This is a genomic window from Allomuricauda sp. F6463D (assembly GCF_023015965.1).
GTDB lineage: Bacteria > Bacteroidota > Bacteroidia > Flavobacteriales > Flavobacteriaceae > Flagellimonas.
Window position 1 is genome coordinate 1,365,746 of record NZ_JALKAN010000001.1, and the last position, 26,541, is coordinate 1,392,286.

At 38.9% G+C, this 26,541-nt stretch carries 19 protein-coding genes and 1 pseudogene; 17 read left to right on the forward strand and 3 right to left on the reverse strand.

Going from position 1 to position 26,541, the window contains the following annotated elements:
* Positions 1-127: 127 nt before the first annotated feature.
* Positions 128-1,312 (reverse strand): annotated as a pseudogene (locus tag MWU56_RS16665) (IS3 family transposase); the annotation flags it as partial.
* 38 nt (positions 1,313-1,350) lie between these two features.
* Between MWU56_RS16665 and MWU56_RS06035 the strand changes: the two are divergent.
* The 3 genes from MWU56_RS06035 to MWU56_RS06045 are packed head-to-tail and all read left to right on the forward strand — an operon-like array spanning position 1,351 to position 6,738.
* Positions 1,351-2,433, forward strand: coding sequence for a DUF3810 domain-containing protein (locus MWU56_RS06035; RefSeq protein WP_247042997.1), 1,083 nt, complete (start codon positions 1,351-1,353; stop codon positions 2,431-2,433).
* 50 nt (positions 2,434-2,483) lie between these two features.
* Complete coding sequence (locus tag MWU56_RS06040; protein ID WP_247042999.1) at positions 2,484-5,429, forward strand: amidohydrolase family protein; 2,946 nt, start codon at positions 2,484-2,486, stop codon at positions 5,427-5,429.
* A 10-nt stretch (positions 5,430-5,439) separates the two neighbouring features.
* Positions 5,440-6,738: an amidohydrolase family protein gene (locus MWU56_RS06045; RefSeq protein WP_247043001.1), complete on the forward strand. Its 1,299-nt coding sequence runs from the start codon at positions 5,440-5,442 to the stop codon at positions 6,736-6,738.
* A gap of 55 nt (positions 6,739-6,793) precedes the next feature.
* Here the strand turns inward: MWU56_RS06045 and MWU56_RS06050 are convergent, their stop codons facing one another.
* Positions 6,794-7,594, reverse strand: coding sequence for a DUF6503 family protein (locus MWU56_RS06050; RefSeq protein WP_247043003.1), 801 nt, complete (start codon positions 7,592-7,594; stop codon positions 6,794-6,796).
* Positions 7,595-7,664: 70 nt separating this feature from the next.
* Between MWU56_RS06050 and MWU56_RS06055 the strand changes: the two genes are divergently transcribed.
* The 14 genes from MWU56_RS06055 to MWU56_RS06120 all read left to right on the forward strand — a co-directional run bounded on the left by MWU56_RS06055 (position 7,665) and on the right by MWU56_RS06120 (position 26,055).
* Entirely contained in the window at positions 7,665-8,465 is an 801-nt protein-coding gene (locus MWU56_RS06055; RefSeq protein ID WP_247043711.1) for a TrmH family RNA methyltransferase, read from the forward strand.
* A gap of 3 nt (positions 8,466-8,468) precedes the next feature.
* Positions 8,469-9,701, forward strand: a complete 1,233-nt coding sequence (locus MWU56_RS06060; RefSeq protein WP_247043005.1) for a M48 family metallopeptidase — start codon at positions 8,469-8,471, stop codon at positions 9,699-9,701.
* Between the two features lie 44 nt (positions 9,702-9,745).
* Positions 9,746-11,950, forward strand: a complete 2,205-nt coding sequence (locus MWU56_RS06065) for a RelA/SpoT family protein (RefSeq protein ID WP_247043007.1) — start codon at positions 9,746-9,748, stop codon at positions 11,948-11,950.
* A 40-nt stretch (positions 11,951-11,990) separates the two neighbouring features.
* On the forward strand, positions 11,991-12,446 hold the full coding sequence (locus tag MWU56_RS06070; protein ID WP_247043009.1) for a Fur family transcriptional regulator: 456 nt from the start codon (positions 11,991-11,993) through the stop codon (positions 12,444-12,446).
* A gap of 12 nt (positions 12,447-12,458) precedes the next feature.
* Positions 12,459-13,727 carry an adenylosuccinate synthase gene (locus tag MWU56_RS06075; protein ID WP_247043011.1) on the forward strand — a complete coding sequence of 423 codons (1,269 nt, stop codon included), beginning with the start codon at positions 12,459-12,461 and terminating at the stop codon, positions 13,725-13,727.
* Between the two features lie 99 nt (positions 13,728-13,826).
* A complete protein-coding gene (locus tag MWU56_RS06080) occupies positions 13,827-15,941 on the forward strand; it encodes a glycoside hydrolase family 97 protein (protein ID WP_247043013.1) in 2,115 nt (704 codons plus the stop codon).
* Positions 15,942-16,023: 82 nt separating this feature from the next.
* Positions 16,024-16,503 carry a Dps family protein gene (locus MWU56_RS06085; protein ID WP_247043015.1) on the forward strand — a complete coding sequence of 160 codons (480 nt, stop codon included), beginning with the start codon at positions 16,024-16,026 and terminating at the stop codon, positions 16,501-16,503.
* A gap of 261 nt (positions 16,504-16,764) precedes the next feature.
* The gene (locus tag MWU56_RS06090) at positions 16,765-18,468 is read left to right on the forward strand and encodes an OstA-like protein (RefSeq protein WP_247043017.1); all 1,704 of its coding nucleotides are present in this window, start codon (positions 16,765-16,767) and stop codon (positions 18,466-18,468) included.
* Positions 18,468-19,664 carry an aspartate aminotransferase family protein gene (locus MWU56_RS06095; protein WP_247043019.1) on the forward strand — a complete coding sequence of 399 codons (1,197 nt, stop codon included), beginning with the start codon at positions 18,468-18,470 and terminating at the stop codon, positions 19,662-19,664. The genes MWU56_RS06090 and MWU56_RS06095 overlap by 1 nt, the downstream gene beginning before the upstream one ends.
* 86 nt (positions 19,665-19,750) lie before the next feature.
* The gene (locus MWU56_RS06100; RefSeq protein ID WP_247043020.1) at positions 19,751-21,151 is read left to right on the forward strand and encodes a tetratricopeptide repeat protein; all 1,401 of its coding nucleotides are present in this window, start codon (positions 19,751-19,753) and stop codon (positions 21,149-21,151) included.
* A 21-nt stretch (positions 21,152-21,172) separates the two neighbouring features.
* Positions 21,173-22,090 carry a DUF368 domain-containing protein gene (locus MWU56_RS06105; protein WP_247043021.1) on the forward strand — a complete coding sequence of 306 codons (918 nt, stop codon included), beginning with the start codon at positions 21,173-21,175 and terminating at the stop codon, positions 22,088-22,090.
* Positions 22,091-22,109: 19 nt separating this feature from the next.
* A complete protein-coding gene (locus MWU56_RS06110) occupies positions 22,110-23,147 on the forward strand; it encodes a DUF368 domain-containing protein (protein ID WP_247043022.1) in 1,038 nt (345 codons plus the stop codon).
* Positions 23,122-23,853, forward strand: coding sequence for a shikimate dehydrogenase family protein (locus MWU56_RS06115; RefSeq protein WP_247043023.1), 732 nt, complete (start codon positions 23,122-23,124; stop codon positions 23,851-23,853). Before MWU56_RS06110 ends, MWU56_RS06115 begins: the two co-directional genes overlap by 26 nt.
* Before the next feature lie 141 nt (positions 23,854-23,994).
* Positions 23,995-26,055 carry a DUF349 domain-containing protein gene (locus MWU56_RS06120; RefSeq protein ID WP_247043024.1) on the forward strand — a complete coding sequence of 687 codons (2,061 nt, stop codon included), beginning with the start codon at positions 23,995-23,997 and terminating at the stop codon, positions 26,053-26,055.
* 34 nt (positions 26,056-26,089) lie between these two features.
* Here the strand turns inward: MWU56_RS06120 and MWU56_RS06125 are convergent, their stop codons facing one another.
* On the reverse strand, positions 26,090-26,518 hold the full coding sequence (locus tag MWU56_RS06125; protein WP_247043025.1) for a CBS domain-containing protein: 429 nt from the start codon (positions 26,516-26,518) through the stop codon (positions 26,090-26,092).
* Positions 26,519-26,541: the final 23 nt, after the last annotated feature.

A 26,541-nucleotide genomic window follows, 5' to 3' on the forward strand; every position in this document is an offset into this window, starting at 1 on the left:
ACCTTATCTTTAAATACTATCTACTAGGGAAATGATAAGAAAACCTTAATAACCTAGCTCTGTGTTTTATCGAAAACATAAGGCTGAGTCGTCCTAAAATAGGTTGACAGTTTTTAAATAATTAATATTAAACCAGAGAAGCTAGCTTCTCTGGTTTTTTGTTGTGTATAACGTTAGGTGTTTTATATTTTACACTCAAGTGTGGTCTTTAGTTGTTATATGTTCTTATTGATTCTGCTATGAGTTTTTTTTAACTCTTTGCCACTGTTACATTTACAGATTAGGAACTCCCCTTTCAATATGCCGTTCATTCGTTCTGCCAATGCATTTTGGTAACAATCATACCCATCTGTCATTGGAGGGGTCATATTACTTAGCTGTAGTTCCTTTTGATATATGGCCGAGCAGTATTGCAATCCCCTATCGGAATGGTGAATTAGATGTTTGTTCGTCAATCTATTGTTGTTCGCCATTTTTACTGCCTTTACCACATTCTCGGCACTCATATCATCATTAAGATGGTACCCCATTATTTTTCTACTATAGGCATCGGTTACCAAGGATAGGTAATGTGTCCGCTCCCTGCTTTTGATGTATGTAATATCACTGACGAAGAACTCCTCCGGTTTGGAAACTTTGATTTCTTTCATCAGATTAGGATATTTTCTAAGCCAATGCTTGGAGTTTGTAGTTTTGGTGTAATTCTTTCTTGGCCTTATCAGCATCGATTCCGAGCGTAAATATCCAAACATGGCATCTCTTCCTATTTTTAAATTGTGCTTTGCGAATTCGTCCTTTAACAGGTAATACAACTTTCGTGTACCGAGCCTTGGCATATCCTTACGAACACCTTCGACCAAGTCCCTTACTTTTACAAACTCTTGTTCTCTTTCTATGTTACGTTTGTTTGCTCGGTAGACAGCTTGCCTACTTATCCCAAACTATCGACAACAACGAGACAAACTTAATCGCTGTTCTTGTCGGATGTGCTGGATTGATTGGACAAATGCTCTTTTCTAATAGCGGCACCATACTGTTTATCAGAAATGTCAATTTTGGTGCTGAGAATTTTGTTCCTCAATTTTTCATCGGACAGCTCTCTCTCCAAGCATTTGATTTTTTGGGCAGGTATTTCTTTTGGTTTTGGCATTTAATGGCGTTTAGGATTCTTCCAATCTAATGCACCATGTTTTCAGGGCCAAACCAGAACAGTGCTTCTACCTTGGATGCCATAGGCCTTTTGAGCCCGTTTGTAGATCAACTTATTACAGGACAGGATATATAATATAAAAAAGCCGTACTTTTCAGTGCGGCTTTTTTATTGGCCTAAAACGATTTGCTTCATTTTTGATGAGACAAAAAATCAAGACAATCATTGCTATTGCGCTTCCAATCCAAATAGTATTGGTAAAGTGGATCGGGAGCTACCCAAGCTTTGTTGAAGATTATTATAGTAATGGCATTTATCCATACATCTCACGGTTTTTACGGTTGATTTTCGGTTGGTTGCCGTTTTCAATTGGTGACTTATTCTATACAGCTCTTGTTTTTTTAGCAATTAGGCACATCTACATACATTGGAAGCAAATCAAAAACAAACCTTTATCGTTTTTAAAAGACACCATCGTGGTGCTGTCCATAACATTCTTTATCTTTCATTTATTTTGGGGCATGAACTATCATCGACAACCCATCTCATGGAAACTGGGAATTGAACGAGATTATACGGTTGAAGAACTGGTAGAACTAACTCAATTTATTGCTGATAAAACAAACCAATATCAGTTAGAACTTACAGGGGACACTATATCACCTGTTCATATCCCCTATACTAAAAAAGAGATCTTTGCAAAAACAGAGGAAGCATATAAAAAATTTGAAAAGCAATACCCGGACTTCGGTTACGAACATAGAAGCCTTAAATCGTCCATTTACAGTATCCCACTTACGTTTATGGGATACGGTGGCTACCTAAATCCTTTTACCAATGAGGCACAAGTAAACGGGGTTACACCAAAATTCAGGTTGCCCACCGTCAGCGGTCACGAAGTAGGTCATCAATTAGGCTACTCTGCAGAGGGCGCCACCAACTTTATAGGTTTTTTGGTCACATCGCAAAGCACAGACCCGTATTTTAAATATTCCGCTTACAATCATGCTTTAGGCTATTGCCTTACCGACCTTTACCATAAAGATGAGGAAAAATACAACGAAATCGTTACCAAAATACACTTTGGCGTAAAACAAAACTTTAATGAATTGAGTGATTTTTGGAATAAATATGAAACCCCATTAGAACCTCTTTTCAAATCCGTGTTCAACACTTTTTTAAAGGTAAACAACCAAAAAGACGGTATAAAAAGTTACAACTCCGTGGTAGGACTCATTATCAACCATCGAAATAAGCAATCTGACCAAATCCAAAACTTGTAGAGTCCTCCTACAAAGGTTATCTTTAAACCGACTAATTAATTCTAAACCCTATGAAAATTAAACTTTTAGCGCTGCTTCTATTTATGAGCGGCGTTTCTTTGTTTGCACAAGATTATTTTCCAATAAATGATGGAGTCAAGGCAAAGAAGAACAACAACTACACTGCATTTACCAATGCCAAGATTTATGTGACACCTACACAAGTGATCAACAATGGAACTTTGCTAATTAGGAACGGCAAAGTGGTACAAGTTGGCAAATCTGTTAACATTCCCGGGAACGCTGTTATTGAGGATATGAAAGGGAAATTTATTTACCCCTCATTTATTGATGTGTTCTCAGGATTCGGAGTTAAGCTTCCAAAAAAAGCTAATGGAGCAGGAAGATCCTCGCAGTATGGCCCATCGAGAGAGGGGTTTTACTGGAATGACCACATTATGCCAGAGAATGATGCCATTACTAGTTTCGAGTATGATGCTAAAAAAGCTAAAGAACTCAGAAATGCTGGCTTTGGAACCATCAACACACATCTTCAGGATGGCATCGCAAGAGGAACTGGCTTATTGGTCGCCTTGAACGATGACGCCTCGGAAGCACAACGAATTCTTTCTGATAAATCGGCGCAATACTTTTCATTTAGCAAAAGTATTGCCTCCAATCAATCCTATCCTGGATCCTTAATGGGAGCCATGGCATTGATGCGCCAAGTATACTACGACATGGATTGGTACAGCAAAGGCAACGTGGACACTAAAGATCGTTCTTTGGAGGCCCTAATAGCCAATAAAGGATTGACTCAGATTTATGCCGCTGGCGACAATGGCAATGTTTTCCGTGCCGATAAAATCGGAGATTTGTTCGGAATTCAATACACCATTTTGGCAGGAGGTGATGAATATGAGCATATAGAAGACATAAAAGCCACAAACGCCAAACTGATTCTACCCCTTGATTTCCCTGATGCATTTGACGTTTCCGACCCTTACAAAGCAAAATACATTGCCTTAAAAGATTTGAAGCATTGGAATTTAGCACCTTCCAACCCAAAAGTATTGTCCGATAACGGAGTGGATTTTTCCATAACCCTGCACGGACTTGACTCACCCAAAGAGCTAAAAGGAAAATTAATGAAAGCCATTAACTATGGCCTATCAAAAACCAAAGCATTGGAAGCTTTGACTACCATCCCCGCTGGGATTCTGAATAAATCCAATGAATTAGGTACGTTACAAGCTGGAAGTCAAGCCAACTTCTTAATTACATCAGGAGATATTTTTGAGAAAGAAACAACACTTTACGAGAATTGGGTACAAGGAAGCAAAAACATAGTAGCGCATATAGATGTAACCGATATTCGTGGCGATTACAACCTGACCGTAAACGGAAACACTTATTCAATTTCGCTTACAGGGGATGCGAATAAGCCCAAAACAGAGGTTAAAAAAGGCTCTGAAACCTTGGATTCCAAGATTGGCTATTCCTCTGAATGGTTAAATATTTCATTTAGTGATGGTGATACCGGTGCTTATCGATTGGTGGCCCATGTTTCTCCAAATACAGAAACCTTAAAAGGAACCGTAGTATTACCCAATGGAAATGAAACTTCGGCCAACATGACGAAGACTTCTTCTTTTGAGGAAAAATCAAAGGACAAAGAGTCCATGGAAAAACCTCAGCTAATGGCATTGACCTACCCTAACGTGGGATACGGTTATAAAACTAAACCAAAACAAGAAACCATGTTGTTCAAAAACGCAACGGTTTGGACAGGTGAAAGTGTTTTGGAAAACACTGATGTTTTAATTAAGAACGGTAAAATTTCCAAAGTTGGGAATGACCTTCGTGCCGCTGGAGCTACTGTAGTGGATGCCACAGGAAAACACCTAACTGCTGGAATTATAGATGAACATACACATATCGCAGCCTTATCCATTAACGAAGGTGGGCATAATTCTTCCGCTGAAGTCCGTATGGAAGATGTGGTAGATCCAAAAGACATGGATATATATAGAAATCTGGCCGGTGGAGTAACAACTGCGCAACTTTTACATGGTTCCGCAAACCCAATAGGTGGCCAGTCCGCCATATTAAGGCTTAAGTGGGGTGAAAATTCCGAAGGATTGATATTTGACAACTCACCAAAGTTCATCAAATTTGCTCTGGGTGAAAACGTAAAGCAATCCAACTGGGGTAGCTACTCTCGTTTCCCTCAAACAAGAATGGGTGTTGAACAGGTGTATACCGATTACTTCCAACGTGCCAAAGAATACGAGACCAAGAAAAAAAGTGGAGAACCATTCCGCTATGATGAAGAGATGGAAACTTTGGTGGAAATCTTAAATGGGGAACGATTCATCTCGTGCCATTCATACGTGCAAAGCGAAATCAACATGATGATGAAGGTAGCTGATAAATTCGACTTCACCGTAAACACCTTTACCCATATTCTAGAAGGTTATAAAGTAGCCGATAAAATGGCCGAACACGGTGTTGGAGGAGGTACATTCAGCGATTGGTGGGCTTATAAATATGAAGTAAATGACGCCATTCCCTATAATGCCGCCATTATGACAAGCCAAGGAATTACTGTTGCAATCAACAGTGATGACGCCGAAATGTCGCGAAGATTGAACCAAGAAGCTGGGAAAACCGTGAAATATGGTGGCATGTCAGAAATAGAGGCATGGAAAACCGTAACATTGAATCCCGCAAAGTTATTGCATTTGGACGATCGCGTAGGTAGCGTTGAAGAAGGGAAAGATGCAGATATTGTTCTTTGGAGCGACCATCCATTATCTGTATATGCCAAAGCGGAAAAAACCTTGATTGAAGGAAAAGTATATTTTGATTTGGAAAAAGACAAATTACTGAGAGAATCTGTAAAAAAGGAGAGAAATGAACTAATCGGAATGATGTTGAATGAAAAAAAGAATGGGGCAAAAACCCGTACTCCTGTCCAAAACAAAAAAGAACGATTTGAATGTGAAACCCTTTAAAAAATAAGTCATGAAAAAAATAGTATTAATCATAGCAATAGTACTTGGGGTTTCGTTAAATGCACAGCAAACCCCTGCCCCACCTCAATCTGAACAAATTGCGATAATCGGTGCTACCGCCCACATCGGAAATGGAGAGGTGATTGAAAATTGTACCATTATTTTTAAAGATGGTAAGATTACGGCCATTGGAGCAAACCTTATGGCACCCACTGTGGGCACCATGATAAATGCCGAAGGCAAACATGTATACCCAGGTTTTATAGCCCCAGCCAAATCGCTTGGTTTGGTAGAAGTTGATGCTGTAAGGGCCAGTGACGATCAAGATGAAATTGGAGAGATGATTCCACATGTTCGCAGTTTAATTGCTTATAACGCGGAATCCAAGGTTGTGGAGAGCATGCGTCCCAATGGCGTTCTTATCGGACAGGTAACCCCTCAGGGAGGAACTATTTCAGGGACATCGAGCATTGTGCAGTTTGACGCATGGAACTGGGAAGATGCATCAATAAAAACAGATGATGGCATCCATATGAACTGGCCAAACCTCTTTAGACGAGGTAGATGGTGGATGGGAGAAGACAGAGGCTTTATTCCAAATAAGGAGTATGGAAAGGAAATGGATGATATTAAAATCTTTTTGCAAAATTCCATAGCCTATGGAAAAGCGTCCGAAAAAGAAAAAAACCTCCCTTTTGCCGCAATGCAAGGACTTTTTGATGGCTCGCAGCATTTATATATCCATGCCAATGGAGAAAAAGAAATGACCGATGCAATTACCTTGACCAAACAAATGGGCGTGAAACATGTAATCATTGTAGGTGGATCTCGCGCTCACAAAATCACCGATTTTTTGAAAGAGCATGATATTCCTATTTTAGTAGAGCATACTCATTCATTGCCCCAATTTGATGATGATGACTACGATCATGCCTATAAATTGCCAAAATTGTTGGTAGACGCAGGGCTATTGGTTGGCCTCCAAAATGAGGAAGCTGCTAATTTCTCAACTAGAAACTTAGGGTTCTATGCCGGACAAACCGTGGCCCAAGGACTTGATAAAGAAGCTGCACTACAACTTATTACTGGCAATACCGCAAAGATTCTGGGCATCGATGATATGTATGGAACTCTGGAAGAAGGTAAAAGCGCTACGCTATTTATTTCTGAAGGAGATGCATTGGACATGCGCACCAATAAATTGGAGAAAGCATACATTGATGGTAGGGACGTTTCTTTGGAAACCCACCAAACAAAGCTTTGGAAAAGATATATGGGTAAATACGAGAGAGAAAAAGAAGGACAATAAAGACAGTAAAGTAGATTCTTATAAAAAAGGCGCCCAATTGGGCGCCTTTTTAAATTTAGTTTTTAACTGGAACATATTTAGCTCCTTCTGGCTTTAAATAATAGTCTTTGGGTTTTGGGTTTTCACTCAAAGTAACCTCGTTAAAGGTAACGGTGTTCCTTGGCTCTATCAAATTTCCATCTTCTAACGTGAACCAACTAATGGAATTTGGCAACAAAATTCCATTAACCTCCTGCCAATCGTCATACCTGATCCATTTAACATTATCCGAGCTTTCCCCAGAACGATACGTAACCGTATATCCCAACCAAGCCATCTGAAAGGTTTCTGGGTCATAATGAATAAAATACTCATCTTTGGAAGAATCCCCGACACCGGATTGAAAACCGATTTTTACTCCTGGAAAACTTTTCCCCTCAAATTCCAAATCATCCGCTTCCGAATAAACAATGCCCGTATCTCCCAACACAAAGGGCATAGCATAGAAATAGAACATTAAATTATTAGCAAATCTAGCATCACCTTTATAACTATTTCCTGTATCCAGCAACCATACATCCTGATCGTCCATACCTCTAGAAACCATCTCTGTGTCAACCCGGTTCATTCTCGACCATAGGTCAATGGTATATATTTCCGGAAGATCGGGTTTGGGAATAACAAAAGATAGAGTACGCTGCTCTTTCCATTTTTTAATACCTCCGTGTGCTTCAAAAACCTGGACCATTGCATCTGGATACCTAGGTTTGGATTCGGTCATTTCCTGCGGAACAGGTTCTTCAACTTTTTCAGCTTTCGGGGCTTGTTTACAGGCAAAAATGCCCAATAAAAATAATAGGATGATTGGTTTATTCATTGTTTCGTATTTTGTGCTTTGGACGAAAAGATCTCTTTATAATTACAAGAATACCTATTTTTACCATCCTATGGAAGCTAAATTGATAAGTAGTGTCCAAAATCCCTTGGTAAAACAAATCCTGCTTCTTAAGGAAAGGTCGCGTGAACGAAGAAAGACCGGGCTTTTTGTTGTTGAAGGTCAACGGGAAATTGAACTGGCTCAAAAAGGAGAATATTTATTACACTCCCTTCTTTACTGTCCAGAAATCATGGGAGATATCTCCATTGAATCGTTCACTAAAACTCACCAAACTAAAATTATCCAGGTTACAGAAAATGTATACCGTAAAATTGCACATCGTGGCACTACAGAGGGCCTGCTTGGGTTAATGCAATCCAAGGACCATAATTTGACCCAGATTGTTTTTAAAAATAAATCACCTTTAGTGCTTGTTGCCGAGGCACCTGAAAAACCAGGAAATATAGGCGCTCTTTTACGTACTGCCGATGCCGCTGCTGTTGATGTTGTTTTAATTGCAAACCCCAAATCCGATCTATATAGTCCAAACATTATTCGTTCCAGTGTAGGTTGTCTTTTCACCAATCAAATAGGTGTTGGGACATCGGACGAAATCATTGATTTTTTAAAGACCAACCAAATAAAAATTTATTGTGCTGCATTAACCGCTTCAAAAAATTATGTGGACTGTGATTTCAAAGCCGCTTCGGCCCTGGTGATGGGCACGGAAGCGACTGGATTAACCGAGAATTGGCTAAAAAATTCCGACCAAAACATAATAATACCGATGCAAGGAGAAATAGATTCCATGAATGTTTCTGTATCCGCTGCAATACTTATATTTGAGGCGAAGCGCCAGCGCGGATTTTAAGCTATGGAAAAAAATTCACTCTTTTATGTAATTCTGGCCATTCTAGTGGTTCAATATCTTGTACACCAGTATTTGGAGCACCTAAATGCCAAACGTTTTAAATCGAGTTTACCTTCTGAACTTGCCGATGTTTTTGATGAAGATGAATATCAAAAATCACAACAATACCAACGGACAAATTATAAATTCGGAGTTATTTCGGATGGGTTTTCGCTAGTTTTAACCATTTGCTTTCTCTCTTTTGGAGGGTTTGAATGGGTGGATCAGCTTACACGCTCCATTACGAAAGATATGATTCCAATGGCCTTGATTTTTTTCGGAATCATTATGCTGGGAAGTGCGGTCTTGGGGTTACCTTTTTCTTATTACCAAACCTTTGTGATAGAAGAAAGATATGGGTTCAATAAAACCACCAAGTCCACTTTTTTATCGGACAAACTAAAAGGAGCTATACTTTCCATTGTTCTGGGAGGAGGGATACTGATTCTATTTATACTGTTTTACCAGTCTACAGGTTCAAATTTTTGGGTTTATGCATGGGGAATGGTTTCCGCAATCATCCTTTTTATCAATTTATTCTATAGCCGTCTTATTGTCCCACTTTTCAATAAACAAACGCCACTGCAGAATGGAAGCTTAAAAAGCTCCATTGAAAACTATGCCCAGCAAGTGGGTTTTGAGCTCCAAAACATTTTTGTGATAGATGGTTCCAAACGATCCACAAAAGCAAATGCTTATTTCTCAGGTTTTGGAAAAGAAAAACGCATCACACTGTTCGACACATTGATCAATGACCTGACAGAAGATGAAATTGTTGCAGTTTTAGCACATGAAGTGGGCCATTACAAACGCAAACATATTATCGTAAACCTAATCGTTTCGTTGCTTACAACAGGTTTGACGCTTTTTATTCTTTCTTTGTTCATTAACCACCCCGAAGTATCATTGGCCATTGGAGTGTCCACACCGAGTTTTCATGCTGCTTTGGTCGGGTTTGCACTTTTGTACAGTCCAATTTCAGAGATAACCGGATTGATTATGAACTATTTATCGAGGAAGTTCGAGTTCCAGGCAGACGATTTTGCCAAGACCACATTTGATGCAACACCCTTGGTAACTTCGTTAAAAAAGCTGTCCAAAAAAAGCTTGAGCAATTTAACACCGCATCCTGCCTATGTTTTTGTTCATTATTCACATCCACCATTAATTGAACGCATCCGAAACTTAAAGGCATAGATTTTGTTGTTTAGAATATAAGATTGTGGTAAATTTAATATACTATGACAGAGGCTGCTATTGAAAAAGAAAACAAGGAGATTGCGAAGCAGTACAAAGAATTACTTCGTATAAGCTACCAAACTTTGACGGATGAGGACAAGAAGTTGATTCGTTCTGCCTTTGACGTTGCCGTGGACGCCCACAAGGATCAGCGGCGTAAATCTGGTGAAGCTTATATTTTCCACCCAATTGCCGTGGCCAAAATTGTAGCTTCGGAAATTGGCCTTGACGCAGTTTCCATTGCTTCTGCCCTACTACACGATGTAGTCGAGGACACACCCTATACTTTGGCCGATATTGAGCGAATGTTTGGTGAAACGGTGGCACGAATAGTGGACGGACTCACCAAGATTGCCCACCTAAAAAAAGACAAAGACATAAGTCAGCAAGCAGAGAACTTTAGAAAAATGTTGCTGACCTTGCATGATGATGTTCGGGTAATCATCATAAAGATTGCGGACCGTTATCACAATATGCTCACTATGGATTCCATGCCAGAGCACAAACAGGTGAAAATAGCTTCGGAAACCCTGTACATATACGCCCCTCTTGCCCATAGAATTGGACTTTACAACATCAAAACACACCTAGAGGATCTATCGCTAAAATATACGGAGCCCGAGGTGTTTAATGACATTCAGGCCAAAATTGAAGATACGGAAGAGGAAAGCCTAGCATATATTGAAGACTTTGCCAATGTAATCCGAACTTCTTTGGATAAAGAGGGTCTCAACTACTACATCAAAGGACGGATGAAGTCTATTTTCTCCATCCGTAAAAAAATGAAGACCCAGAATGTCACCTTTGATGAGGTTTACGACAAATTCGCAATTCGAATTATTTATAAATCCGATCGTAAGAATGAAAAGTTTCTTGCTTGGAAAATATATTCCATTGTCACCGATCATTTTACCCCCAACCCCATTCGATTACGTGATTGGATAACCTCCCCAAAATCTACAGGTTACGAAGCACTTCACATTACAGTAATGGGACCTAGAGGGAAATGGGTGGAGGTTCAGATTCGAAGCGAGCGTATGCATGAAATTGCTGAAAAAGGCTACGCCGCGCATTTTAAGTACAAACACGGTGAACAAAAAGAGCAAGGAATAGAAGAATGGTTGAACAAGCTTCAAGAGGCAATGGAAAGTTCTAACGGAAATGCTGTCGATTTTGTCGAAGAATTCAAGCTCAACCTATACGCCAAGGAGATATTTGTATTTACGCCCAAAGGTGACCTCAAATCGATGCCAAAGGGTGCAACAGGTCTTGATTTTGCATTCAATATACACACTGAGGTGGGAATGCGGACACGCGGTGTTAAAGTAAACGGCAAACTGGTACCATTGGGAACCGTGCTCCGCAGTGGCGACCAAGTGGAGGTCATAACATCGGAAAGTGCCAAACCAACCCAAAGTTGGTTGGATTACGCCCAAACAGCAAGAGCACGGTCCAAAATCAAATCTTCATTAAGCGAAGAGAAAAAGGAGGTTGCAGCCGAAGGGAAAGAAATATTGCGCCGAAAACTCAAGGCACAAAAAATAAACCTGAACGAAGACACTGTAAACAAATTGGTCACTTTTTTTAAACTAAAGACCAGTTTAGATCTGTTTTATCGCGTAGGAATCGGTGTCATTGACAACGAAAAGCTTAAAGATTTTTCTTCTACATATCACAATGCTTTTATCAATTTCTTTAAAAACAGGATGCGTAAAACTCCCGCTCCAAAAGATGTTGACAAAAATGAAATAACCACAAAATATGACCTTCTTGTATTTGGAAAAGAGGAAGAAAGATTGAACTATAAACTTTCTCAATGCTGTAACCCAATACCCGGTGATGAAGTTTTTGGATTTGTAAGTGTCAACGATGGCATCAAAGTGCACAAAAAAAATTGCCCCAACGCCATATCCCTACAATCCAATTATGCATATCGAATCATAAGTGCAAAATGGATAGATTCGTCACAAGAAGAGTTTTCGGTTGATATTCAAATTACTGGAATCGACAACATGGGGTTGGTAAAGGATATTACCAAAATCATCTCCGAAAATATGCACGTAAATATGCGGAACCTTAACTTCAGTGCAGACGGAGGAACTTTTAAAGGTAAAATAACCCTTGTGGTAAAAAACAACAATATCCTTAAAAAACTTATGAACCGTTTAAAGCAGGTTGAAGGGATAGATAAAGTGACAAGAATTTAATTTTAAACTGTACCTTTGTACACTAGGTATGTAGAAAGTCATGGGAAACAATAATAATCAGGAGATCGTAAAAAACGTGTTCACTGCCTTCCTTGAAGAAAAAGGGCACCGAAAAACTCCTGAACGCTACGCCATTTTACAGGAAATTTACAATAGTGACGATCATTTTGACGTAGAATCCCTTTACATTAAGATGAAAACAAAAAACTACAGGGTGAGTCGTGCAACACTCTACAACACCATTGAGCTTTTGCTTGATAGCAAACTGGTCCGTAAACATCAATTCGGAAAAAACCAAGCCCAGTATGAGAAGTCTTATTTTGATCGTCAACACGACCATGTTATACTTACTGATACCGGTGAAGTAGTAGAGTTTTGTGACCCCCGCATTCAATCCATAAAAAAAACCATTGAGGAGGTTTTTGACATTAAGATCAATAACCACTCTTTATATTTCTACGGAACTCGTAACAAAGAAAAAAACATAACTGAATAACCCACACATTTCATGGTAGATTTATTGCTTGGACTCCAATGGGGAGACGAAGGAAAAGGTAAAATTGTTGATGTACTGACCAAGGAATACGATATTATCGCCCGGTTTCAAGGAGGCCCTAATGCAGGACACACCTTGGAATTTGATGGTATAAAACACGTTTTACATACAATTCCATCTGGTATTTTTCACAAAAACGCCATCAATATTGTTGGGAACGGAGTTGTAATAGATCCAGTTATCTTCAAGAAAGAACTGGACAATTTGGAAAAATTCAATATTGATATTGAATCCAAACTCTTTATATCTCGTAAAGCGCACTTGATTTTGCCAACACATCGTTTGCTGGACGCCGCTTCGGAAGCATCTAAAGGAAAAGCAAAAATTGGGTCTACCCTTAAGGGGATTGGCCCCACATATATGGACAAAACTGGGCGTAATGGTATGCGTGTCGGTGATTTGGAATTTGATGACTGGAAGACAAAATACCGTGCCTTGGCCGATAAGCATGAGGCCATGATCGATTTTTACAATGTAGACATCCAATACAATCTCGCCGAGCTGGAAGCTGAATTCTGTGAAGGAGTTGAAACACTTAAAAAACTGACCTTTATTGATAGCGAGGAGTATATTTTCAAAGCTCAGGCCGAAGGCAAGAAAATTTTGGCAGAAGGTGCGCAAGGCTCTTTGTTGGATATTGATTTTGGAACCTACCCCTTTGTAACTTCTTCTAATACTACAGCCGCGGGTGCATGTACCGGATTGGGAGTAGCTCCAAATAAAGTTAAAAGAGTATTGGGAATATTCAAAGCTTATACTACCCGTGTAGGTAGTGGCCCCTTCCCTACCGAGCTTTTTGATGAGGATGGAGCCAAAATGGCAAAAATAGGTAACGAATTTGGGGCAACCACGGGAAGGCCAAGGCGTTGTGGTTGGTTGGATCTAGTCGCTTTAAAATATGCAGTTCAAATTAATGGGGTAACCGAATTAATAATGATGAAAGCTGATGTTTTGAGCGGATTTGACACTATTAAAATCTGTACGGCCTATAATTATAAAGGAGAAGAAATTGAACATTTGCCCTACAATATTGAAGAAGAACACGTATCTCCTGTGTTCGCTGAAATGAAAGGGTGGTCCAAAGACCTCACAGGACTTTCAAAAGTGGAAGAATTACCAGCTGCTTTAAATGATTATATCACATTCTTGGAAGAGCAGTTGCATGTTCCCATTAAAATAGTCTCAGTAGGTCCAGACAGGCTTCAAACCATACATAGATAAGTCTCGGTTTTTTGTTGATTTTTCAGTAACTTTTATGTCCAATTTCCAATACTGGACATTAATTAATTACACATATATAATTGACTGAAAATCAATATAATGAAAAAAACTATTACTCTTCTATTATTAATAGGAAGTATCCTTTCCTGCACTAAAGAATCCACTCCGTTATCGGTTACATCACCAAATGGGTCAAATTCTATAAATTTTCACTTGTCGGAAGATGGCTCACCTTACTATTTTGTCAATCATAACAATAAAATTGTTATCGATTCTTCTTCAATGGGATTTGATTTTAAAGACCAAAACGCTTTAAAATCAAACCTCAATATCATCAATTCAACTGCAAAGACGGTCAATGAAACTTGGGAAATGCCCTGGGGCGAACAAAAGGAAGTGGTGAACCATTATAATGAATTGGTCGTTGAGCTTGAAGAAGCAGTTGCTCCCAACCGCAAACTCAATATCTATTTTAGGGCATACAATGACGGAATAGGCTTCCGCTACGAGTTTATGCAGCAGCACGGGATTGACAGTATCATCATATTAGATGAAAATACTGAATTTCAACTTACAGAAGACTACACATCATGGTGGATTCCAGGGGATTGGGATATTTATGAGCATTTGTACAACACCACAAAAATTTCCGAAATAGATGCCATTTCCAAACGTAACAACGCGGACCTTAAACAAACTTATATCCCTGAAAACGCAGTAAACACACCCGTTACCATGCGAGGTGAAGATGGTCTACACTTAAGTTTCCACGAAGCCAATCTCACTGATTATGCCGGCATGACGCTAAAAGTGGACAATGAATCGCTGTTGCTGACAAGTGAATTGGTAGGCTCTGGAAGATCAGGTTACAAAGTAAAAAGAGAGCTGCCCTTTAAAACACCTTGGAGGACTGTCCAAATTGCAGACAAAGCCAGTGAACTAATTGAGTCCAAACTAATCGTCAATCTTAACGAACCTAACAAATTGGGAGATGTAAGCTGGTTCGAACCAAAAAAATATGTTGGTATTTGGTGGGAGATGCACCTTGGTAAATCCACTTGGGACTATGCAGGTTCGCAAGATATGGGGACGTTTACCGAAGATGTAAAACCAACCGGTAAGCATGGTGCAACAACCGAGAACACGAAAAGGTATATCGATTTTGCTTCTGAAAACAATATTAAGGGAGTTTTGGTAGAGGGTTGGAACACGGGTTGGGAACACTGGGTAGGTTTTGAGGATCGTGAAGGTGTTTTCGACTTTATAACACCCTATCCTGATTATGATTTGGAAGGTCTGAACAAATATGCCAAAGAAAAGGGGGTGGAAATCATTATGCACCACGAAACCTCAGCTGCACCTAGAACTTATGAACAACAATTGGATACTGCATACCAGTTAATGAACAAATTGGGCATACATTCCGTTAAAACCGGATATGTTGGCAAAATAATTCCGAAAGGGGAATACCACCATGGACAATGGATGGTCAACCATTACAGAAAAGTACTGGAAACTGCCGCCAAATACAATGTTGCCATAAACGCCCACGAACCCATAAAAGCGACCGGACTACGAAGAACTTATCCGAACGCAATCTCTCGCGAAGGATTGAGAGGACAAGAGTTCAATGCTTGGTCCGCAGATGGCGGAAACCCAGCAGAACATTTACCCATCGTGGCATTTACCCGAATGTTGGCCGGCCCCATAGATTTTACGCCCGGTGTTTTTGATATTGAACTTCCCACAAAAGAAAATAACCGTGTAAGTACCACAATTGCCCAACAATTGGCATTGTACGTGGTAATTTATAGTCCTGTTCAAATGGCATCCGACCTTCCTGAAAATTATGAAAACCAACCTGCTTTACAATTTATCCGAGATGTCGGGGTAGATTGGGACCAAACCAAAGTATTGAACGGAGAGGTTGGTGACTATGTAACCATTGCACGTAAAGAGAGAAAAACAGGTAACTGGTTTATTGGTGGAATCACTGACGAAAACGCAAGGGAAATTACTATAGGTTTTGATTTTTTGGATGATGGAACCGACTACGAAGCTATTATTTACAAAGATGCGGAAGATGCACATTATAAAAACAATCCAACGGCCATTGCCATTGAAAACATCAATATTGATAAAGGTTCTACTTTAACTGTTCCGATGGCAGAAGGTGGAGGATTTGCCATCAGCCTGATTAAGAAAAATAATTGATTTTCATCTATTTAAAGTGATTAATATCACAATAGAGACAGCGTACGTTTTTTACCTTTGAATCAAATTAAAATAAAAAATCATGACAGATAAACTAAATCAAATAGGTCTCGACAAAAAAGCATCAAGCGACCTTTCCGACAAATTGAATGAACTTTTGGCCAATTATCAAATATTCTACATGAACGCCCGTGGATTTCATTGGAACATTAAAGGTGAAAAGTTTTTTGAACTCCATATAAAATTTGAAGAACTTTATAATGATTCACTAATAAAAATTGATGAAATCGCAGAAAGAATTTTAACCCTAGGATTTACCCCGCTCCACAACTACGGCGATTATTCCGGGCTATCCAAGATTAAAGCCGCAAAGAATGTATCAAATGGCAGGGAAGCCGTTCAGGCAATTTTAAACGGGTATGAGGTTCTTCTTCCTTTGGAAAGAGAACTATTGGAAATGGCCGGAGATTCTGGAGATGAAGGTACCAATGCCCTAATGAGCGATTATATCCGTGAACAGGAAAAATTGATTTGGATGTACTCAGCATTTATGAACAATTAATTCTATTATAAAATTAAAATTTGAGCGATTTCGTGGTATAATCTTAAATCCTACGACAATCATATATTAAAATTGCCCAGAAAACTGGTAACCAGTTTTCTGGGCAATTTTATTTTATTTGGTCCTATTCCTCTTCGGTTAAAATAATGACCATGAGATACTATTTGCTTTATGTAAGCTTTACCAAACTCTGATTTCCTAAAGCTTTCCAAATGGATATGTGCAACTTCGGTTAAAAATCCTACTTTTGGGCAAAATTTCATGAAATTGAAAAGCATTTCATTTTTCATCCTATTTCTTTTGGCTTTTGGCGCACCTGCCCAAGAACAGCAGCCCGAGGAAGGGAGACAAATCAACATTGTCTACGGAGCCAACTTTACGAAAGATGAAGCTCAATTCCCCGGTGCTTCCATTTTCAGTAAGGATGACGAACGACAAGTACAATTTGAACACCAGGGAGCCGACCTTTGGTGCGACATTGCCATATTCTACACCAAAGAAAACCGTTTGAAGGCCATTGGCAATATTCGCCTGCAACAAGGTGATTCCATTGAAATGAATAGCGGTAAAATGGATTATGATGGAAATACCAAACTGGCCAAAGCTTGGGAAAAAGTAGACCTAACCAATGGTCAGATGACATTGGTTACCGACACGCTTTATTTTGATCGAGAAAAGCAACAGGCTTACTATAATTCGGGTGGAAAAGTAGTAGATTCTGCTAACATACTCACGAGTAAAGTAGGTACTTATTTCATGACTCCAAAAAAGTATCAGTTTCAAAGAAATGTACATATAGACAATCCCGATTACGTAATCGATTCCGAACAACTGGATTATTATACAACCTCAAAGAACGCTTATATGTATGGCCCTTCTACCATTACCGGAGAGGAATATAAAATATATTGTGAGCGAGGCTTTTACAATACAACCATCGAACAAGGTTATGGCATTAAAAATACCCGCATTGATTATGACAATAAGATTATAGAGGGTGACAGTCTTTATTTTGATAAGGCCACGGAGTTTGCTTCGGCCACCAACAACATAAAAATTACGGACACCATTAACAATGGGGTGATCAAAGCTCACTATGCCGAAGTGCACAAAGCCAAAGACTCTGTTTTTGCCACCAAAAGAGCAGTCTCTATTAGTTTAGTGGAAAAAGATTCACTATACATGCATGGGGACACTTTAATGGTGACGGGTAAAGAAGAAGAAAGAATCCTTAGAGCATTTAGAAATGCCAAATTCTATAAAACCGATTTGAGTGGCAAGTGTGATTCCATACATTTTAATGAGAAAACAGGCATCACTCAATTGATAACCGAACCCGTCTTATGGAATGTGGATAATCAAATTACCGGAGACAGTATTCATCTAATATCCGACACGGCAACCGACAAGTTGGACTCACTCAAGGTTATAGATAATGCCTTTATTATTTCATTGGACACTATAAGTGGAACTGGGTACAATCAAGCGAAGGGTAAAAATCTATTTGGAAAATTTATAGAAAATGAGTTGAAAATCATCGATTTGGTACAAAATACCGAAGTCATTTATTATGTGTACAATGATGACGAAGAACTTGTTGGAATAGATAAAACCATTTGTAGCAAGATAAGGCTGCTCATGGCCAATAACGACATTGAAGACATCACCTTTTTTGTAACTCCGGATGGAGATATATTCCCTGAAACTGACTTACCTGTTGATAGTCGAAAATTAAAAGGCTTTGTTTGGCGTGGGGATGAACGAATTCGGTCCAAAGAAGAAATTTTTGATGATGATGACAACAACATTGAACTAGTTAAAATTCAAGGTATCGACAATCCCATTGATATTGATGCAGAAGAAAATGAACGCCAGAACAACGAGAACGATCCTATAAATGCTCCAAATACCAAAGCAGTAAAACCAAAAAAGCCCGTTCTTACAAAAAAGGAACAAACCCCGTAATGTCCAAAAGCGATTTTTACACATACCAAGCCCAAACCTCCCCTCATCCATTGGCCTTGGAGGTTTCACACGCCAAGGGAAGCTACATCTACGATACAGATGGCAACGCCCATTTGGATTTTGTGGCTGGAGTGTCCGCGTGCAGTCTGGGACATTGCCATCCAAAAGTTGTGGACGCCGTTAAAACACAAGTGGAAAAATATATGCACGTTATGGTCTATGGTGAGTACGTACAAGAGCCTGCCGTAGCATATGCAAAGCTATTGGCTTCACACCTTCCGAAGAACTTAAATAGTACGTACTTGGTCAATTCGGGCACTGAGGCAATAGAAGGCGCATTAAAGCTGGCACGAAGACATACGGGAAGATCACAAATAATTGCAGCGAAAAATGCCTATCATGGAAATACCATGGGTAGTTTGAGCCTTATGGGGCTGGAAGAGCGAAAAAGCGCTTTCCGACCGTTGATTCCAGCTATTCGGTTTATCCAATTCAATTCTGATGAAGAACTGAAAAAAATCAACGAAAAAACAGCCGCTGTAGTATTGGAAACCATTCAAGGTGGAGCCGGATTCATTTTGCCAAAAAACGGTTATTTGGAAAAGGTTCAAAAACGCTGTAATGAAGTCGGTGCCCTGTTGATTTTGGACGAAATTCAACCCGGTTTTGGCCGAACTGGTAAATTGTTCGCTTTTGAGCACTTTAACTGTACTCCAGATATTCTGGTTATCGGAAAGGGAATGGCCTCTGGATTGCCCGTGGGTGCTTTTGTTTCATCCAAAGAGTTGATGGCCGATTTAAAGGACAGTCCCAAATTTGGTCATATTACAACTTTTGGGGGGAATCCTGTAATCGCTGCAGCGAGTTTGGCTACATTAAAAGAAATAACCGAAACCAATATAATCCCACAAATTTTAGAAAAAGAAACACTGTTCCGAAATAAGCTAAAACATCCTCTGATAAAAGAGATAAGAGGTAAAGGGTTAATGCTCGCTCCTATTATGGAGAACAAGGAAATAGCCGACTATTTGGTTCTAGAGGCCACTAAAAAAGGTTTGATACTTTTTTGGCTATTGTTCGAGCCCAAAGCAGTGAGAATATCACCACCTTTAACCATATCATTGAAAGAAATCGAGGAGGGATGCGACCAAATCCTCAGTATTTTAAACAGCTACAAATCCGAAGCTGTTAACTAATTTGTTGATAACATACCCCGAATTTTGACTTAAACAGAACCACAAAGGGTTAATTTTAAGTCCATAGTTCAACCAAAAACGTTTCTATGGCGTTAGAATCTAACGAATATCCAGACAAATCCATAAACAAGTTTGAGTCCATGCTCAAGACGGATGACGTCTATTTCTTTGATGCGGAGGACTTTGAGGAAATTGTACACTACTATTTGAACAATGGTAAAGTTTCCTTGGGAAAAAAAGCCATTCAAATTGGATTGGAACAGCACCCTAATTCAATGGAATTAAAACTATTACAAGTAGAAGTTTTAGCTTTTGAAGACAAGTTTGATGCTGCCGAAACGCTTCTAGATGAAATTCAGACCATTAATTCCGGTAATGAAGAAGTTTATATCCAACGTGCCAATATTCGTTCCAAACAAGATAAACACCAGGAAGCAGTAAATTTATTATTGGAAGCATTGGATATAACCGACCACTCTTTCGATATTCACTCACTGTTGGGAATGGAATATCTTTTTATGGATAATTATGAGCAAGCCAAACTCAGCTTTATGCGCTGTGTAGAAATGGACGATCAAGATTATTCATCCCTTTATAACGTGGTGTACTGTTTTGAATTTTTGGAAGATTTTGATGGTAGTATTCATTATCTCAACGACTATTTGGAACGCAACCCTTATTGCGAAGTGGCCTGGCACCAATTGGGTAAAATGTATCTGGCCAAAAAATTGTACATAGAAGCTTTAACTGCTTTTGATTTTGCCGTTATTTCAGATGATTCCTTTATCGGCGCCTACTTTGAGAAAGGCAAAGTCCTGGAAAAATTGGGCCGGTACAACGAAGCCATTGAGAACTATGAATCCACCATTGCCATTGAGGACCCAACTTCATATGCCTTTCTTCGTTTAGGCAAATGCCACGAAAAATTGGGAAACTACGATTTAGCCAAACATTATTATTACCATACCGTTCACGAAGACCCTTTATTGGATAAAGGTTGGTTGGCCATCACTGATTTCTATTTTAAACAAAAAAATCATGAGAAGGCTTTATACTACATTAATAAAGCCATAAATATTGACGGAGAAAACCCAAAATATTGGAAAAAAGCAGGTAGGATCTATTTTGCCATGAACAATATGGACGAGGCCGACTTTGCCTATAAACAAACCGTTGAATTGGGCAACTATGAATTGGAAACATGGAGCAACTGGGCAGAAGTACTCAACAAAATCGGCGATTATAATTCCGCAATCGAAGTTTTATCACAAGGATTGGAATTTTATCCAGACCACGTAGACCTAACTTATAAATTAGCAGGTATTTATTTAAAAAATGATGATTTAGACCAAGCAAAAACGATTTTATCCAAGGCCATGAAATTGGATATTGGTAAATTGCAGCAATTTGAAAAAGAGTTCCCGGAATTCATCGAAGTTGATTGGGTCAAAATGCTGGTTTCACAAATTAGGAAAACTGCAAAGTAACCCCACCTTATTTCCAAATTCATGCAAGCACGTCGTATAGTTGACTACATTTTTGTTACGCTAAAAGGAATGGCCATGGGAGCCGCAGATGTAGTCCCCGGAGTATCGGGAGGAACTATTGCCTTTATATCTGGTATTTATGAAGAGCTCATAACTTCTATAAACAATATCGATTTTTCCCTAATTTCGATTTTACGACAAGACGGCATTAAAGCTGTTTGGAAAAAAGTAAATGGCAATTTTTTATTGGCTCTTTTTTTAGGAATATTTATCAGTGTACTTTCCTTGGCAAAATTCTTGAGCTGGTTATTGGAAAACGAGCCTATTTTACTCTGGTCATTTTTCTTTGGACTTGTGGTTGCTTCCATCTTTTTAGTAGGGAAAGAAATTTCCAAATGGACAATTGGTACAATCGTCGTACTGATTTTTGGTGCTGCTCTGGCATTCTTCATCACGGAACTGCCAGCAAGTGAAAATGTGGACAGTCTGCCCTATTTATTTTTATCCGGTGCATTGGCAATATGCGCTATGATACTTCCCGGTATTTCCGGTGCTTTTATATTGGTTCTTTTAGGGTCTTACAAAACCATTTTGGATGCCGTTCACGAAAGAGATATCAAAATTATACTTACGGTGGGTGTAGGCGCAATTTTTGGTCTACTGAGCTTTGCCCGATTGCTGAAATGGATGTTCAACAATTACAAAAACATAACTTTAGCACTTTTAACGGGGTTTATCCTGGGCTCCCTGAACAAAATTTGGCCATGGAAAAAGGTGCTGGAAAGCAAAACATTTGGAGAAAAGGTTATTGTGGTCGATGAAATGAACATACTACCACACGCTTTTGAGGGAGATAACAAATTAATGCTTGCCATTTTATTAGCCGTCCTAGGTTTTTCACTTATTTTTATACTGGAAAAATTAGCCTCCAAAAAATAAGGGAAACCCACTTAGGTATATGCATCAACCTAGAACATATCTGGATAATTTCTTTTTGGTCGTAAAAGGCCTTTGTATGGGAGCCGCAAACAAGGTCCCCGGTGTTTCGGGTGGCATTGTTGCCTTTGTGGCCGGTTTTTATGAAGAATTTATCTATTCCCTACAAAAACTTAATTCCAAAGCCCTCAAATTATTCTTTAACGGAAGGTTTAAAAGTTTTTTCCAGTATATCAACGCTAAATTTCTGGGCCTATTGATTTTTGGAATGTTGGTAAGCTATTTCAGTGTTTCCAGAATTTTAGACTATTTCCTAGAGCATAACGAAGTTTTTGTTTGGGCCACTTTTTTCGGAATGGTCATTGGCTCCATTTATCATATAGGAAAAGATTTTACACCTTGGAACAAACATACCATTGTTGCAGGAACCATCGGATTGATTATCGGTTTATCCATAAGTTTTTTAAATCCAGCCAAAGAAAATGACAACTTATTTTTTATCTTTTTTTGTGGAATAATAAGCGTTTCTGGCATGACGCTCCCTGGTTTATCCGGTTCCTTTATTTTGATACTTTTAGGCAATTATGTACTGCTTTTGGTAGACTCGGTAAATGCGCTCTATGATACTTTTTCCGAAATTTTTTCAGGTGATTTTAGCTTCACGGAGGATGCAGAACGTATTCGCATCTTAAAAATATTAGGTGTTTTCACCTTAGGTTCTGCCGCTGGCCTCGTCTCCTTCTCCCATTTGCTCAGTTATGTGTTAAAACACTTTAAAACTACAACAACAGCCGTATTGCTAGGGTTTATTACGGGCAGCTTGGGTGTACTTTGGCCATGGAAAAGAACTGTGTTTAAATTGGATGAGTCAGGTAATCCATTATTGGATTCCAACGGGGACAAAATCATCCTAAACTACACTAGGCATTTTCCAGATATGGCAGAGGCAGAAACATGGTGGGCCATGCTTTTTATTTTAATAGGAATACTCATATTATTGATTTTGGATTGGTATGGTAAAAACAGGAAAAGAAATGAACAGGTTCGGGCTACTAGGTAAAAACATCTCTTACTCCTTTTCACAGGGGTATTTCACACAAAAATTTGAAGATCTCGGACTTACAGACTATAGCTACGAAAATTTTGACATTCAACATATAACAGAATTCAAGAGCGTGCTGGCCCAAAAACACTTACAAGGCCTCAATGTTACCATTCCCTACAAACAAGAGGTCATCCCTTTTCTAGATGAATTAGATCCAATAGCGGATAAAATTGGCGCAGTAAACACCATTAAGTTCATGGAACATGGTCTAAAAGGTTTTAACACCGATGCCTATGGTTTTCAAAAATCTTTGGAACGCTTCTTAAAACCGCATCATAAAAATGCACTGATCCTGGGAACAGGTGGCGCTTCCAAAGCCATTCGTTTTGTTTTGGATGAGTTGGGAATTGCAAATACCTATGTTTCACGTAGGAAACAAAATGGACAATATACGTATCAAGACATCGACAAAAGTGTTATCGAAAAAAACACCTTGATCATTAACTGTACTCCTTTGGGAACATTCCCCAATATCCAAGATAAACCAGAACTTCCCTATCAATATATTGGATCAAAACATTTATTATACGATCTCACCTATAATCCAGAAAAAACTGCATTCTTGGCCGCTGGGGAAGCCAATGGAGCCATTATTTGCAATGGAGCGCAGATGTTGGTACACCAAGCAGAGAAAGCCTGGGGAATTTGGAATAAATCCTAAGAAAACGGCAATTGACATAGCTGTTTTGCCAATCGGTACAAGTATTATCATCATCAAAAGAAGAATCAATACTTTTGCTATTAGACAATTAAGTTGTTAAATTGGCTTAATTTACATCAATCAATAGTAAACAAGCTACTAATGCAGGAAAACGATGGTAAACTTCAGCAAGCTGAAGGTGGAATAGAAGAAACGTCAGAAAACACGCAAGGACATTTGGAAGAAAGTAATAAAGCAGAACCAAAACCGTCCGAATCGGCAACGTCTGAAAACGAGGAAGAAAAAGTTCCTGATAAGGATACTGCTCCTAAAGTTGAAAGCGACAAAGAAAGTAGCGAAAAGAATGAGTCCAATGAACATTTGGACGAAATAGACGAATCCAATGCAGAGGATGCCGAAGACAGCGAAAACGAAAAGCGGCATACTATCCCAGTGTTGGACTACCATTCCATGTCCATGGAAAACCTCGTTGGAGAATTACAACGTTTGGTCAAGAATGAAAAAGTGCAAGCGATAAGCAAACACGTGAGTGCCATAAAGTACGAGTTTGACCAAAAGTTTCAAGAATTTCTAGATGAGAAAAAGGAAGAGTTTGTATCCAAAGGAGGAAACGAAATAGATTTTAGATACAATTCGGTGGCCAAAAGGCAATTTAATGAAGTGTATGCGGACTTTCGTGAAAAACGAGACCAGTACTATAAAAAACTTGACCAGTCCTTAAAAGACAACCTAAAAAAAAGGTTGGATATTATAGAAGAATTGAAAGGACTGATTGACATTGAGGAGGATATAAATACCACCTATAACAATTTTAAAGACCTTCAGAACCGCTGGAGAAATGCTGGACCCATTCCACGCACGAATTATAGCGATGTTTGGCGCACCTATCACCACCACATGGAAATCTTTTATGATTTTCTACATCTGAACCGTGAATTGCGCGATTTAGATTTTAAACATAACCTTGAGGAAAAACAGAAACTGGTAGAGCGAGCACAAGCTTTGGTTGAAGAACCCGATTTAGGCAAAGCCTTTAGAGAGCTTCAAACACTCCACAAGATTTGGAAAGAGGATATTGGCCCAGTGGCCAAAGAACATCGAGAAGAAATCTGGGAAAAGTTCAGTAATGCCACAAAGGCAATGCATCAACGTAGGCAAGAACATTTTCAGGAACAGGAAAAGGTCTATGAGGAGAACCTGGAGAAAAAGCAAGAAATTATTGCTTCTTTAGAAAAAATTTCAGAGAATGTGGCGGACAACCATCGAGGCATTCAGCAACAAATAAAAGAAGTCGAAGCACTAAGAGATTTGTTTTTCAAGGCTGGAAAGGTGCCACAGAAAGTAAATGAGAAAACTTGGAACAATTTCAAAGAAACCGTTCGCAAGTTCAACAGGTCTAAAAATGCTTTTTATAAAAATCAGAAAAAAGAACAACAAACAAACCTGGAAAAAAAGAAGGAACTATTGGCTTTGGCCATTTCCTTAAAGGATAGCGATGAATGGTCTGAGGTTACCCCACAAATGAAGCGTATACAAAAGGACTGGAAAAAAATTGGCCATGTTCCCAGAAAATTTTCCGATAAAATTTGGAAAGAATTCAAAAATGCTTGCAACCATTACTTTGATCGTTTACACGCAGAAAAAAATGATGCGCATAATGAAGAATTTGAAAATTTTAAAAAGAAAAATGAATGTTTGGACCGCCTTAAAAAGTTTCAATTAAGTGGCGATAAAAAGAAAGATCTTGAAGATCTTAAACAATTTTTGGCCGAATGGAAAGAATATGGGCGCATCCCTTACAACAAGAAACATATCAATAGCAAGTTCAATAAAATTGTGGATGCCCTTTTTAAAAAGCTGGGGATTGGCAAACAAGAGTCCGAACTACTCAAATATGGAAACAAGGTTCAGGAACTTGCCAAAACCGAGGACAATTATGCCATTGGCAACGAACGCGTTTTTGTAAGACGCAAGATTGACGAGGTAAAATCAGAAATTCGCCAATTGGAAAACAACCTTCAGTTTTTCTCCAATGATTCCGAAGACAATCCTTTGGTCAAAGAGGTTATCCAAAAACTGGATAAACAAAAAGAAGCGCTTCTCACTTGGAAAGAAAAAATGAAGAGGCTTAACATTTTAGAGCGTAAAATCAATAAAGAAACCGAAGAAGAAGAAGAAGAAAACGTCAATGAAGAGGAGTAAGTCAACTGACTTACTCACTCTTAATCAACACGAGTTAACTATTATCTATATTTTTTAAAAAGTATTGTATAAGATCCGTTGTAGTAACGATTCCTTTTAGCTTTCCATCATCCACTATCGGTAAGGCATGAAACTCCTTTTTAGATAAGATTTCCGCTACTTCCCTGATAGTCGTATCAGAAGTTACACTCACAACATCATGCACCATAACTTGTGGAATAGTAAACATGTTGTAAACGATGGTGTCCACAGATTGCTCATTATCATCTATAGCATCGGCAAAACTGATTCGCATTAAATCTGTGTGGCTCAACATACCTTTAATAGTATTGTTCTCCACTACAGGAATATGTCGTATATGATGCTTTTTAAAAAGTCCTTCAGCAGTCACCAAATCATCCTTGACACTCAATGTCACCAAGTTTTTGGTCATTATTTTCGAAACAGGTATACCAATTTTCATAGTTTCCAGTAGTTTAAGATTCA

Coding starts and splice junctions, on each gene's coding strand:
- MWU56_RS06120 (WP_247043024.1), top strand. CDS start 23,995: ATGCAGGAAAACGATGGTAAACTTCAGCAAGCTGAAGGTGGAATAGAA.
- MWU56_RS06110 (WP_247043022.1), top strand. CDS start 22,110: ATGCATCAACCTAGAACATATCTGGATAATTTCTTTTTGGTCGTAAAA.
- MWU56_RS06090 (WP_247043017.1), top strand. CDS start 16,765: ATGAAATTGAAAAGCATTTCATTTTTCATCCTATTTCTTTTGGCTTTT.
- MWU56_RS06070 (WP_247043009.1), top strand. CDS start 11,991: ATGGGAAACAATAATAATCAGGAGATCGTAAAAAACGTGTTCACTGCC.
- MWU56_RS06115 (WP_247043023.1), top strand. CDS start 23,122: ATGAACAGGTTCGGGCTACTAGGTAAAAACATCTCTTACTCCTTTTCA.
- MWU56_RS06045 (WP_247043001.1), top strand. CDS start 5,440: ATGAAAAAAATAGTATTAATCATAGCAATAGTACTTGGGGTTTCGTTA.
- MWU56_RS06035 (WP_247042997.1), top strand. CDS start 1,351: ATGAGACAAAAAATCAAGACAATCATTGCTATTGCGCTTCCAATCCAA.
- MWU56_RS06105 (WP_247043021.1), top strand. CDS start 21,173: ATGCAAGCACGTCGTATAGTTGACTACATTTTTGTTACGCTAAAAGGA.
- MWU56_RS06125 (WP_247043025.1), bottom strand. CDS start 26,518: ATGAAAATTGGTATACCTGTTTCGAAAATAATGACCAAAAACTTGGTG.
- MWU56_RS06050 (WP_247043003.1), bottom strand. CDS start 7,594: ATGAATAAACCAATCATCCTATTATTTTTATTGGGCATTTTTGCCTGT.
- MWU56_RS06060 (WP_247043005.1), top strand. CDS start 8,469: ATGGAAAAAAATTCACTCTTTTATGTAATTCTGGCCATTCTAGTGGTT.
- MWU56_RS06100 (WP_247043020.1), top strand. CDS start 19,751: ATGGCGTTAGAATCTAACGAATATCCAGACAAATCCATAAACAAGTTT.
- MWU56_RS06075 (WP_247043011.1), top strand. CDS start 12,459: ATGGTAGATTTATTGCTTGGACTCCAATGGGGAGACGAAGGAAAAGGT.
- MWU56_RS06095 (WP_247043019.1), top strand. CDS start 18,468: ATGTCCAAAAGCGATTTTTACACATACCAAGCCCAAACCTCCCCTCAT.
- MWU56_RS06085 (WP_247043015.1), top strand. CDS start 16,024: ATGACAGATAAACTAAATCAAATAGGTCTCGACAAAAAAGCATCAAGC.
- MWU56_RS06065 (WP_247043007.1), top strand. CDS start 9,746: ATGACAGAGGCTGCTATTGAAAAAGAAAACAAGGAGATTGCGAAGCAG.
- MWU56_RS06040 (WP_247042999.1), top strand. CDS start 2,484: ATGAAAATTAAACTTTTAGCGCTGCTTCTATTTATGAGCGGCGTTTCT.
- MWU56_RS06055 (WP_247043711.1), top strand. CDS start 7,665: ATGGAAGCTAAATTGATAAGTAGTGTCCAAAATCCCTTGGTAAAACAA.
- MWU56_RS06080 (WP_247043013.1), top strand. CDS start 13,827: ATGAAAAAAACTATTACTCTTCTATTATTAATAGGAAGTATCCTTTCC.